General features: G+C 41.0%; 15 protein-coding genes. 7 read left to right on the top strand and 8 right to left on the bottom strand.

All coding sequences use genetic code 11. From position 1 onward, the window contains the following. Positions 1 to 181: 181 nt before the first annotated feature. Complete coding sequence (locus Mia14_RS02500; protein WP_088820063.1) at positions 182 to 1,225, top strand: S66 family peptidase; 1,044 nt, start codon at positions 182 to 184, stop codon at positions 1,223 to 1,225. 85 nt (positions 1,226 to 1,310) lie between these two features. Here Mia14_RS02500 and Mia14_RS02505 read toward each other — a convergent pair whose 3' ends face one another. From Mia14_RS02505 to rsgA, 3 genes are all read right to left on the bottom strand, one after another. Beyond that, positions 1,311 to 2,381, bottom strand: coding sequence for a hypothetical protein (locus Mia14_RS02505; protein ID WP_088820065.1), 1,071 nt, complete (start codon positions 2,379 to 2,381; stop codon positions 1,311 to 1,313). Between the two features lie 92 nt (positions 2,382 to 2,473). Further along, entirely contained in the window at positions 2,474 to 3,379 is a 906-nt protein-coding gene (locus Mia14_RS02510) for a hypothetical protein (RefSeq protein ID WP_088820066.1), read from the bottom strand. 62 nt (positions 3,380 to 3,441) lie between these two features. After that, entirely contained in the window at positions 3,442 to 4,485 is a 1,044-nt protein-coding gene (gene rsgA, locus Mia14_RS02515) for a ribosome small subunit-dependent GTPase A (RefSeq protein WP_088820068.1), read from the bottom strand. 171 nt (positions 4,486 to 4,656) lie between these two features. Here rsgA and Mia14_RS02520 point away from each other — a divergent pair, with 171 nt between their 5' ends. Continuing rightward, positions 4,657 to 5,685 (top strand): galactose-1-phosphate uridylyltransferase, encoded by a 1,029-nt coding sequence (locus tag Mia14_RS02520; protein WP_088820069.1) that lies wholly within the window; start codon positions 4,657 to 4,659, stop codon positions 5,683 to 5,685. Positions 5,686 to 5,726: 41 nt separating this feature from the next. Here Mia14_RS02520 and Mia14_RS02525 read toward each other — a convergent pair whose 3' ends face one another. Continuing rightward, positions 5,727 to 5,951 carry a hypothetical protein gene (locus Mia14_RS02525; RefSeq protein ID WP_088820071.1) on the bottom strand — a complete coding sequence of 75 codons (225 nt, stop codon included), beginning with the start codon at positions 5,949 to 5,951 and terminating at the stop codon, positions 5,727 to 5,729. Between the two features lie 35 nt (positions 5,952 to 5,986). Then, positions 5,987 to 6,139: a hypothetical protein gene (locus Mia14_RS05140; protein WP_157891438.1), complete on the bottom strand. Its 153-nt coding sequence runs from the start codon at positions 6,137 to 6,139 to the stop codon at positions 5,987 to 5,989. A gap of 154 nt (positions 6,140 to 6,293) precedes the next feature. On the opposite strand from Mia14_RS05140, the gene Mia14_RS02530 reads away from it, so the two are divergent. Together Mia14_RS02530 and Mia14_RS02535 are read left to right on the top strand one after the other, a co-directional pair. After that, positions 6,294 to 7,220 carry a lipoate--protein ligase family protein gene (locus Mia14_RS02530; RefSeq protein WP_088820072.1) on the top strand — a complete coding sequence of 309 codons (927 nt, stop codon included), beginning with the start codon at positions 6,294 to 6,296 and terminating at the stop codon, positions 7,218 to 7,220. A 64-nt stretch (positions 7,221 to 7,284) separates the two neighbouring features. Continuing rightward, on the top strand, positions 7,285 to 7,716 hold the full coding sequence (locus Mia14_RS02535; protein ID WP_088820073.1) for an NUDIX hydrolase: 432 nt from the start codon (positions 7,285 to 7,287) through the stop codon (positions 7,714 to 7,716). Positions 7,717 to 7,748: 32 nt separating this feature from the next. Here Mia14_RS02535 and Mia14_RS02540 read toward each other — a convergent pair whose 3' ends face one another. Continuing rightward, on the bottom strand, positions 7,749 to 8,309 hold the full coding sequence (locus Mia14_RS02540) for a non-canonical purine NTP pyrophosphatase (protein WP_088820075.1): 561 nt from the start codon (positions 8,307 to 8,309) through the stop codon (positions 7,749 to 7,751). Positions 8,310 to 8,485: 176 nt separating this feature from the next. Here Mia14_RS02540 and Mia14_RS02545 point away from each other — a divergent pair, with 176 nt between their 5' ends. Next, positions 8,486 to 10,030: a YncE family protein gene (locus tag Mia14_RS02545; RefSeq protein WP_088820076.1), complete on the top strand. Its 1,545-nt coding sequence runs from the start codon at positions 8,486 to 8,488 to the stop codon at positions 10,028 to 10,030. A gap of 37 nt (positions 10,031 to 10,067) precedes the next feature. On the opposite strand, the gene Mia14_RS02550 is transcribed toward Mia14_RS02545, so the two are convergent. Next, positions 10,068 to 10,424 (bottom strand): hypothetical protein, encoded by a 357-nt coding sequence (locus Mia14_RS02550; RefSeq protein WP_088820078.1) that lies wholly within the window; start codon positions 10,422 to 10,424, stop codon positions 10,068 to 10,070. A gap of 48 nt (positions 10,425 to 10,472) precedes the next feature. Then, complete coding sequence (locus Mia14_RS02555) at positions 10,473 to 10,910, bottom strand: hypothetical protein (protein WP_088820080.1); 438 nt, start codon at positions 10,908 to 10,910, stop codon at positions 10,473 to 10,475. 77 nt (positions 10,911 to 10,987) lie between these two features. Here Mia14_RS02555 and Mia14_RS02560 point away from each other — a divergent pair, with 77 nt between their 5' ends. Next, the gene (locus Mia14_RS02560; protein WP_088820082.1) at positions 10,988 to 11,584 is read left to right on the top strand and encodes a hypothetical protein; all 597 of its coding nucleotides are present in this window, start codon (positions 10,988 to 10,990) and stop codon (positions 11,582 to 11,584) included. Positions 11,585 to 11,609: 25 nt separating this feature from the next. Then, positions 11,610 to 12,137, top strand: a complete 528-nt coding sequence (locus Mia14_RS02565) for a uracil-DNA glycosylase family protein (protein WP_088820084.1) — start codon at positions 11,610 to 11,612, stop codon at positions 12,135 to 12,137. The last annotated feature ends 4 nt before the right edge of the window (positions 12,138 to 12,141 follow it).

Genomic DNA, 12,141 nt, shown 5'->3' on the forward strand with positions numbered 1-12,141 from the left:
GAGCTTTATATTTATGCAGTGACTTATATCCCGCCGCTGAAGCGTGTGGGTTTTACACCACTTTTGATAAAAGGTATTTATACAAGCGTGCAAAAACTTTCTTTGTGATTGGAGGCAGTGTTGTGAAAAAAGACAAAGAACTTAATGATATTTTATCATTCTTTATTGGTTTGATGATTCAATGCGGATTATAAATCCTAAAAGGCTTATGGAAGGAGATACCGTAGCTATAGTTTCGCCTTCTTCTGGAACTGCTGTGGAGTTCCCTCATATATATGAGAACGGGCTTGATAATATAAGAAAATACCTCAAATTGAATGTGAAGGAGTACGGCACTGCTAGAAAGAGCAGCGAGTATCTTTACAAGCATCCACACGAGCGCGCGGAAGATATAAACAACGCTTTCGATGACAAAGAGGTAAACGCGATATTCACAAGCATAGGCGGAGACGACTCCATAAGGATACTGGATTACCTTGATATGAAGGTTATAAGGAAGAACCCTAAGATATTCATGGGGTTTTCCGATTCAACCACATTGTCGGATTACATATATTACAAAACAGGGCTTGTCACGTATTATGGTCCTTCGGTTATGGCAGGGTTCTCGCAGATGGACAAATTCCCAAAATCCTTTTTGGATATGTTTGGAAACATAATGTTCGAACCTATTGAAAATTACGAGTACCATAGCTTTCCTTTCCGGTCTGATGGCTATCCGGAATGGTCCAAAAAAGAGAATGTTGGAAAGATAAACAATAGGCATAGGAATGATGGCTGGCATTGGCTGCAGGGCAAAGGCTCCGCAAAAGGAGTTCTGTTTGGGGGATGCGCCGATGTTCTTGAGTTCATGAAAGGCACGCATTTCTGGCCAAAGGGGGATTTCTGGAATGACAAGATACTTTTCCTTGAGACATCGGAAGACAAGCCTTCCGCGGATACTGTCAAGAATTGGATTAGAAATTATGGAAGCCAAGGCATAATTGACAGGATAGCCGCATTGCTAATTGCCATTCCTTTTGGATATTCTACGAAAGAGAAAGAGGAGTTGGAAAGCGATGTGCATTCGGTACTGGACGTGGAGTTTGGCAGGGGCGACATGCCTCTTGTAACCAATATGGATTTTGGGCATACCGATCCCAAATTCCTGCTTCCAATAGGCACAATGGCAGAGGTAGATCCATCAAGAAAAAGGTTCAGGCTCCTGGAAAAGTCCGTATTATAACTTGCAGTTGGTAGATGCTTGCGATGCAGACCTCTTTTAGCGCCCGAAAGAGATTTTCAGGCCCTTCAGACATTATAGCATCGGCTTACTCCCTTAGCATCTTTCTTTCTCTCTCCTTCCTTTCGATTGCAAGGTTCAATATGTCCTTTATCATCTTTTCTCCGCTTACCGTGCCCGCTATGTAATACAGCACCGGGAATTTATCCCCTGTTCCCTCATGCACAAGCACAAAACGTGGATAGTAGGCGTCTGCCGCGAGCTTCTCCAGTTCTATTGAAACATCCGATCCATTGCCAGGAAGGTACAGTTCGGCGCCTATCCCTCCGCTTAAACTTCCTCCGGTTATGAAGTTTACAACGGATTTTATTTTATCCTTCCTGTCATTTATAGGCTTTTCATTTCTTGCTTTCAATTCTTTATAGAATTCGGTTGCAAGCGCTTTGAGGAAATCCTCTATCTTTCCCCTGCCCTCAAATCTGTCTATCACAGCATCCAGAACCGGAGAGTTTAATGACCTATTTTCATGTATGCTTATGAACATTGGATTTGTCTTTGCCGCAAGGTCAACCAGGTTTCCGTATGCCTCAAACCTTGGCACGGTGAGCTCCATCTTAAATCCATGCGTATGCATCCTGAAAAGGCGGTTTATGATCAGCCCGTATTTCTCGGAATCGGAAAGCTCGGCGTATCTCTTGCCAAAAGCAATCTTTGATAAGATATCCCTGTTGATGTCCTTCGCCTCCTCAATTATTCCCTTTGCAGCATTGCCATAGAATATTTGGTTATTTTCAAGCGTAAGCTGCGCCTCGTTTAAGCGGTCCTCTTTTAGGATGACGATAGGGGCATTTTCAATAGATGAGACCAATGCCTCCAAGCTCCTGTTCAAGCTTACGCCTTTGCTGCTTGGAAGCTCCAATTTAGATATTGGGCGGTTGACCGGATCCATTAGGCGCATTCCTAAAAGCTTTTTTACGGATTTTTTGGAGGGGCCTTCTGTTATATTCATTGAGCCATCATGCTTGTACTTGCCAATTTCGTTTTTATCCAGACTGTCCTTTTCCTCCATGAAGAACTTTGAGAACTTTGAGTCGAATTCCTCTCCGGTCATGCTGCTTAATCTCTCCGCACCAAAATTTTTATCCTTGGTCTTATCCATATCCACACCCAATAACATTAATACTAATCATTGCTGTAATAGAAATTTAAGGCTTTGCAGGCTGTTTTTAGTTATTGCGATTCCTATGGTCGTTACCATTCATTTGGACTTGGACCGGCATCTGACCTCCTGCCGGGCTTCTGCAGTCTTGGAAGGCCAAACTCGCTGACACGGTTGTGGGCAGGCAGCATGGTACAAAGTCTTTTGGCAACGCTTTCGGATTCGTCTTTGCCCATTCCTGCAATTTCAATGCCGATGCTGTTCTGGAGAATGTACCTTTCATACCTCAACCCCAAAGCAAATTCTATGCTTCTGGAATCAACAAGCGTAAAGTAAACCCCTTCCTTGCCATTCCATATATCTATTTTATTCCCATTTTTGCCAGCACCAATTACGTATATCCATGCGGCTGGAAGCTTTTTCAATATATTGATTATACCTTCTTTCTCTTCGTCGCTCCAGTTGCCTTCACGGAGCAGCACAAAGTCTATGTTGTCATCTTTTATTGGGAAACCGTTTGCGGCAAAATAAGAGCCTCTTCCAAGAATTCCGTTAATAAGCCCGGAATCATGGAGCTCCTGGAGCTCTTTTTCGAATTGCGGCAGGTACTCCCATATTTTCCGCTTTTCCTCCAGCGCCGTACTTTCTTCGTGCTTTAGGCGTTGGATTACCCTGACTTCCATTTCTTTCGGCCCTATGACAACCATATCAGATTTTGCGCAATCATACACCCATTCCTCATAAGGCCTTGGAGGGGAAGCCGCAATAAACTGGTTCCCTGTTTCAATGGTTACGTCTTTGTCGGAATTATTAAATATATCTGGAACAATCTTGCGCGTCTTATTTCTCATGATCTCTGCTATCTGGAGGTATGCGCCCCTGTCTGCACCTTTTTCACCGTACATATAGCCCATCTCTGCTTCGGTGGGCACGGGCAGCAAATCGTCAAGCAGCCATTCAATGCCATAAAATACACGAATCCCTTCCGATCCATCCATTCCGAAACCCCTATTTCATTATGGAGTTCATTATTTATAATGCAAGGTTATTCGCTTGCTGACTACCTGTCATATTCCAGTTTCGCAAGCAGCCTTATATAGCTGTCATATCTTTCCCTTGATATAAATCCCTCTTCAACTGCCTTTTTGACCGCGCATCCAGGCTCATGGGAATGCGTGCAGTCGCTGAATTTGCAGTTTGGTGCAAACTCCGCAAACTCTGGATAGTAAAGGCGGAGGGATTCTGGATCGAGCTCCCACAAGCCAAGTGAACGTATCCCAGGAGTGTCGATCAGCATTGTCGATTCATCAAGAAGGTGCAGCGATGAAGAGGATGTTGTATGCCTTCCCTTTCCGGATTTTTCACTCACTTCATCGGTGAAAAGTACCTCTTTATGAAGGATGCTGTTTATCAGCGATGATTTGCCAACGCCGCTGCTCCCTATCATGACGCACCTCTTCCCTTTCAGGTATGGAAGAAGATCGCTTATGCCATCCATTGTCTTATTGGAAACCTTCACTATTGGCAAATCCGCACTTTTGTACATTGAAAGATCCGGCGGCTTTGCTAGATCCGTCTTCGTTATGCACAGTATTGGAGCCACATTGCCATACTGGCTTATTACAAGGTACCTGTCAACCATGTTAGGATTGAAAGCCGGCTGGATCGCCGATGCGACTATAACCGCAACATCTATGTTTGCCACTATAACATGCTCCTCTGCGCCTGCCTGGGATTTCTTTGACGAGTCCGTTCTTAGCCTTGCAAGCTTTGAATGCCTTTCGGTCCTGCCTTTTATTATTGGGTTTGATTCGTTTAGTTCAAAAATTACGTTATCCCCTACCACAAGCTGGCTGACAATCCCCTTTTGGGAGTCATCTTCCGCTATGCCCTCTATAAATTTATTATTATACAGTATCCTGTAATTTGTGGGGCTCATCTCTGCCACTATGCCTATTTTCCCAAGCTTCTGTGCATCACCTGGACTGTAGACATTAATCTCATTTAGGTCACCTTGGCGCTTCTCATGGTGATCGCTCCTTGACCTGTTGCTGCCTTTGCCCTTGCTCTTGCGACTCTCGGCATAATCATATTCGTCCATCATACTATAACTACATCAGCACGCATATTTAAGGATTCCAATTTATTTCTCTGCTAATTCCCTGCCCATTTACAATTTGGCATGACGAACCTTTTGAATAGGTCTATCCCTGAAATGGTCATGCACCTATATAAAAAAGTATTTAAATTTTCCTTGCATATATTATTGATGTATATGGATTCTAAAAAAGAGCGGAAAGATCCAGATGAAAAAGAAGCTATTCCTGAAAATCTCTTTGGCAATGGAGAGATAAGAACTGATTATAGGACAGGATTGAGGGCGGTGTTTGCGCTTTCAAGAAAGGATAGGCCTATTGACTATTTGGCCAAGGAGGTCATAGACGACAAGGGAAAGGAGTACTGCCCATTTGAGCCTGAAAGATATGACCTCAACCGGACATTTTTCGAGATAGGCAGGCCTTGGAGGGTAAGGGTTATCTACAACAAGTATCCGCTGTTTGAATGCAACGCCCCTTATGCACGTGAGAAATGGGACATATTTGAGAGGTCTACAAATTACGGGTTCAGCTTTGTAATAATAGACTCGAGGGAGCACAAGCTGAGGTTCGAGAATTCCTCGGACCTGCAGACCAACGACCTTGCAAAAGCCGTACTTAACACGGAAAAGAAAATATATGGCCATAATGGTATTGACTTCGTCTACCTTAACAAGAACTTCGGAAGGAAAAGCGGAGGCACCTTGTCGCATTCCCACTGGCAGACTCTAGGCTACATGAGCATGCCAGATACGGTCAGGGCAAGAGTTGACAGGGTATTGGAATTCGAGGATACACACGGATCCTGTCTTATGGAATATGCGGCTAATAGGGAAAGTGAAAGGAAACTGCTTGAAAACAGAACATTGATCGCATTCGCGCCTTTTGCACAGCTTTATACCGGCGAATCGATAGTGATGCCTAAAAGGCATGTGAGCATGCTAAGCGAATTGAGTACAGAGGAGATGGCGGAATTGCTTAAAGCGTGCAAAAAGATAATTGCCGCGAACAACAGGTATTTTGGAGTGCATTCCTACAATATACTTGGATACAGCTTGAAGAAAGAAAAGGAGTTCCATTCATACATGGAGATAGTTCCAAGGGTTTCGGATATAGGGCCAATGCAGATGGCAGGCAATTACGGGAGCAATATAATTCCCGAGGAGTATTCAAAAGGCATAAGGAGCATATTGGGCGAAAGCGAGTGAACCGTAAATGAAAATAGCAATAATGGATCGCTTTGCATTTATTATTTTGAATTTGCTGCCTTTATCCCGAACATGTAAGCGATTGAGCTTGTCACCCACGCAATTGTCAGCCCTACCCCAACCCCTCTAAGGTACATGCTGCTTTCCGAGTATCCTAGCAGGATGAATATCACGCTAAGTACCAGCTCAAACAGTATAAGCACGATGCTTAAGCGCTCCAGCAAGTTCCTTCTCCATTCCGGCATTATTATGCTTTCTCTATTCATGCTCTTACCTTGAGTTTATGATTAAGTGTCACTTGTTATTTTGAGTAGATGCTCTTTGCATGCTTCCATACATCCCATGCAACCGCAAAAGTTATTATCTTGCTCTCAGGTCCTTTAGCGGCATCTTCAATTGTTATACCGTACTTCTCCTTCATATAGTCCAAAAACTCCTTGTCATACTCTCCCATAAGACAACCCTATAGTACATTTGAATGCTATATTTTAATACTGCTTACGCTCTTTTAGTTGCAGTGCTGCATAAGGACAAAGTGTTAGCCTCGCTGTTTCTGCCTTTTCTTTTAAATATCTTGACTTACATATATGATATGGTGCGGTGGTATCATGTTTGACTATGAATATTGGGGGAACAACATATTGCCCATTGATGACAATATGGCTATAGAAGAATACCTGCTTGATGAGTCTGCAAAGAAAAACGTTGCAACGGTTCGCTTCTGGAATGTCAATAAGGACTCGGTGGTTATAGGATACGGAGAATCGACAAGCAACATAAAGAGAGTTGATTCAAGCTTTGATTTCACAAGGCGCATAACCGGCGGATCCCACGTCCAATTTGACAAGAACTGCCTTGCCTATACGTTTACGGCTCCAAGGGACGGGAGCTTCAGGCATTTTGATGATATGCGCAAATATTATGCAGAAAAGATAGTGGACGCTCTATCTGATCTTGGGATAGATGACATTGTTGCCGACAACAAGGCTTCCACGATAAATGTGGATGGGAAAGTGATAGCAAGCCATGCTATGTTCTGGGGGGTGGACAGCGCACTTATACATGGGCTTATGCTCATAGACCATTATGATGTAGACAAATTATACGAAAGGATGATACTGAAGGATAGGAAGATAGGCAAGAATGTGTATAGGGAATATGATGCACTTAAATCCGCTCCTGCAGCCAAAGACCTTCTGTTTACAGATAAGACGGATGTCCCTAAGGACAGGAAGGTGGATTATGTCAAAGAAAAGATAGTTGACAGGATACTTGAAAAAGTAACTGATGGAAGGTACGTAAAAAGAGGGATAGATGGCAGTGTGATTGGCGCTTCTAGGAGGCTTGTCTCCTCAACACACATAGGCACCCCTTGGGTAAGCAAGCGTGCCCCTCCTTATACAAGCGATATTGTAGAAGCTATACCTGGAGAAGAGCTTGCTGGGAAGCTCAAGAAGGATCTTGGCTACTGCATGTACATAGAGGTTCCTGACAAAGATTTCTCAAAGATGGTCGAACCTGCTGATGACTTATAAACCCTCCTTTGATTTTTGCAAGGTAAACATTTAAAATATTGAATAATACAAATTTATTGATTTTATGGTAAAAAATGCTAATGGCAAATTCGTCCTTAAAGCGCTTCTTTTAACTGAAAATAATGGCAAGATATTGGTGCAGTTTGTAAGAAATGGCAAAAAAGGGCGCCTTTACCGACCTCTTGGCGGGCACGTTGAATTTGGCGAAAAGAGTGAGGGTACAATAAAAAGAGAGATCAGGGAAGAGGTTGACTCTTCTATAAAAGACTTGAAGTTCGTTGGCTTCATAGAGAACATATACAGGTCTGAGACAAGGCTTCACCACGAGATTGATTTCATATACGAGGGCAAGCTTTCAAATGAAAAATTATTCGAGAATGAGATATTTGACAGGGATGAAGACGGCAGGAAGGAAAAAGCTTACTGGATAGAAAAAAGCCTGTTTAAAGAGGAAAAAATCAAGATAGTGCCAAGAAATATTTTGAAGTATTTGTGATCGCTTATCACACTGGGCTTGAAGTATATCTTTTATTTGCCGTTTGATATGTCCTCCGCTATTCTTACAAAGTTTTTATTGAAAACTTCTACCCTTTCCAATACATTGTATTCGGAAAATGCCCTGTTTTCATCTTCTAGCATCATAATGCTATGCCATCCGCCTTTTGGATCCCCTTTTTGGATGTCTGAAAATTTTATAGGGACTTTGAAAGAGTACTCCAAGTACCTTCCATCCGGGTGGGCGTATACCGCATTGATATCGAAGAAGCCCGTCCAATCTCCAACCGCCTTCATTATCTGTATCAGCCTTTCGACTGGCATTTTTCGTATAATGTAATTGGCATATGGCCCTGGTATGTTTTGGCCCAATGCATTTGCAACAACACTGTGGTCCTCTCTTATCACATCGACAGAATTCTCCTTTGCTGCTATCAATGCAGTGTACCTTGCAACCTCCATGCTTGTATCTGCCTGTATCTCAGGATAGTCCACGTCAAGCATCTTTAGCTCTATGCCGTATTTCTCAAATGCGCTTTTCGCGGCAATTATCTTGGCTTCGTTCTTAGTTATAAGATATATTGTTTTCCCCATACACACACCGATTACTATCAAAACTTCAAATTTTGTTTTAAATTAACTTAATTAGTAAATTTATAATTATTTGACAAAATATATGGTAAAAACATTTATAAACTTAAATAGCTATATAATAATAAGGCTTTATAATGAGCAAGTTCAACCGTATTAGTTTAGGTATCATATTAATTTTGGTAGGCATTATTTTCATATCTGTAATCTCAAATTCCACAACCCTGTCCATAGCAAATCCAAAAATAAGTTATGGCACTTGGACGGTAATTTCTGCAAACTCGACTAATCCTGCAAATGTTACAGAAATTGCGGTTAATGGGAAGGTTGTATCGGAATCCTTAATCCATGGGATACCTGATTATTACACCTTTTATGGTTTTGGGAGTGGCGTGTGCAACCAGACGATAAGCGCGGGCAACTATAATATAGTCTCATTTACTGTGTCGCCTAATCAAAGTGCCAAAATCTGCTCGAACCTACCATCTTCAGCAGTCGGTGAAAATGCTTCTACTTTAAATGTCCTTAAGGCAAAGACCAACCTCAATTTATATGTAAATAAAACTTATAACGCTTCAGTGGGAGAATCGTTCCTTTTCAATTCAAGCAGCAAGCTTAATATACTGCCATTAGTCATATCAATAAATGGCAGGTCCGTTAATACCACTTACATAAATGCTCCATTGAAGGTGATTACCCCTTCAAGTGGATTTACCATAAACAATAAGACTTATGACATAAATGGCACATTGAACTTGGCATTATCAAGTAATGGCAAGGACCTTTATGCGGTAAACTATTACAATACAGTATCTGAGGTTAACCTGTCCAGCGGCAAAGTAGTAGGGATATTAACAGGTTTCTATGGCCCATCCTCTATGGCTATAATAAATAATTCCTATGCCTATGTGACAAATGCATACGGAAATAATGTGTCTCTTGTCAATCTTGTTTCAGGATCTATTGTAAAAAATATAACCGGATTTGATTATCCTGAGGATGTAGTGATTGCACCGGGAAATAGATATGCTTATGTGACCAACCTCATGAACAATACGATAAGCAAGATAAGCATAAGTTCAAACAAGGTTGTTGGGGGAATATCAGGCATATTTAATGGTCCTTATGACATAGCTTTTTCATCTCAGGGATACATGTTCGTTACGAACTATTACATAGGCATTGTCCAAGTTGTAAATACTACATCAGGAAAAAGCATTACCAATTTCCCTACGAATTTCAAATTGCCCGAAGGCATAGCAATAGCCCCGGACGGTCTGATTTACGTTGCTAACGCAAATTTAAGCGAATCTAATGTTGAGTCTTACTCCGTACAATCAATACCTAACTATTTAAGTATTATGTACGAGCCCGATCCCCAAGGAATAGTTATACCAAGCAATGGTACTGTAATGTATGTGTCAAATAGAAATTCAACCATAAGTGTATTCAATATAGGCAATTACAGTTATAATGCTCTGCTTAAGCCAGGCAATTATACAATAGAACTGTCAAGCCCAGGAAATGCAAATTATACTTCGGCAAAGGTCTTTTCCAATTTCACAGTAACGGGCAAATTGGTAAATGTAACCAACACTACTGCACCTACAAGGCCTCCATCAAAACCATTGCCGTTAGAGGACCTTTACATAGTTGTTGCTATAATAGTAATCATAATAATAATTGCGATAATAGCAGTAGCGGCAAAGAAAAGAAATCCTTGATTGGCTTATAACAGTCCATTTATACTGTTTTTTTATTTTACCTTCTTGCTGAATATGTCTTTTTCAGAATTGCGTATGACAGGTAGATGGGGACTCCAAAAATTATAAGCACAATGTCAAATATTATCACTATTAGTATACTCTCTTTGAGGTTCTCGATTAGCTTTATTGCAATATATAGGAATGACCCTAAAAATACCAATGTATAAAAAATCAGAATTGCATTTGCATACCTGTATGGATTGCCGGAATCCCTTAGGTTATTCTCTGTATTTATCCGGTTGATCCTTGACTTTAAGAGATTGATCATCCGGCTTATGGCAAGTATCTCTCCTATTATAATCAAGAGCGCTATCGCCAATAGCGAAATCCCATATATTAATAAGGCTGCCATAAACTCACCGCCATGCTTATTTTTAGGGAATTCCTATTTTAGGGCTTCTTATTTTCTATTATTCCTAGCCAATCCATTGTAGAACATCAAAAGGAATTTTCCCTGCTTGTAAATTCTTATCATATCTTCGTCTGTCAAATTATCGTTGGCAAACATAATAATCCTTTCGGACGGGATATTTATTTCATCTGCCTTTTTGATATCGGATAACCTATTCACTTCATCTTTGCGGGCCATATCTTTCATGATTCTATATAAATCTGATAAATAAGCCATTGCTTCGTTATCAAAGACTTTCCTTAATTCGTCTGCAAGTATTTTCCTTGACTTTGACCCTCCGTTAAACGACCGTTCCAGGTTTTCCGCAAATTCCGGATCATCTGACATTATCCTGAATACTGCCCACGAGAGGTGATCAATTTTTTTGTAATTTTCATTTATTGCAAAATCCTTTTTCCCCTTTTCAAGGTAGTTGTCAAGATACATTTAATCGCTATTTTAGCTATCTGGTGTAATATATTTAAGTTTATCCTGCAAGATTATTAATAAGCAAAGTTGATATTATGGCAGACGTTGAAAAGAAGAAGAATTCAGATTCTAAGATTAACGACAGAAACAAAAGTTTGCTGAGAACCCATTACACTGTTGATGACAATAAAAGGTCCGCTGATTTGGCCAATTCAATTTACAAACTTTATTTAAACGGAGACTTTGGTATTGCAGAAGCAATTTCCAGTTATATGCTAAAGCTTGACTATCTGGATAGGAAAAGAGACTTCGGCTACCTTTTCGAGAAATCAATAAAAAGCGTAGGGGACGAAGAGTTCTCCAAGTTCATTGAGAAGGTAAAAAGAAAGAGGAGAGGAGAAGCGCTTGTAGAAGATAGCGTGCTATCCATACGTTATAACAAATCCTCTGAAGGCGTTAATTTATCTGTTTTCCTCGGCAACCTTCCTATAATGGAAAGGGTTGATAAGGAGACATGGAATGTGCATTCTCATTCTGCCGAAAATTTCTGGTACCAGGTAAAGTTTAAAGACGGCCGGGCAGTGTGCCCCTGTGATGACTTCAAGTACCGATCCTCTAAATTTGGAGGTAAATGCAAGCACATTTATGAAGTTGAAGCCGCTATTAGGATGCTTGTCCTCGCTTTAGAATAAATGTGCCCTATACCCAAATGATACGATGATAAAATACCTACTTTCAAAGAACGCGGATATAATGTTCATAGGCATAAATCCGCATTTCGGGTCTTACAGGAGAGGAATACCCTTCTCGAATAACAAAACACTTTGGTACCTCTTCAGCAGGGCCGGTCTTATAAAAGAGGATGAAGATTTTTTGAGGGTTGATGAAAATTTGAAGAAGGTATATGAAAAAGAATTTGTGGATATATATAACCTGAATTTCACGAATCTTATAGAAAGGCCTTCGAGGGATGTTTCAGACCTCAAGAAAGGAGAGGAGGTTAAAGGAAAGGAATATTTGATGGAATCGATAATAAAATACCGTCCAAAAGTGGCGTGCTTTATAGGCAAGGTAACATATGAGAAATTTTCCGGTGAAAAGCTGGAAAGCTTTGGATGGAACGGGAGCATAGGAAAATCAAAAGTTTATGTGATGCATTTCCCTATAAGGGGTCCCGCTGCCATAAGGGTGGATGAGTTGAAAGAGATTATGCAGAGCATAGGCCGGAATCCCATTGGCAATTGAAATT

Source organism: Candidatus Mancarchaeum acidiphilum (assembly GCF_002214165.1).
Lineage (GTDB): Archaea > Micrarchaeota > Micrarchaeia > Micrarchaeales > Micrarchaeaceae > Mancarchaeum > Mancarchaeum acidiphilum.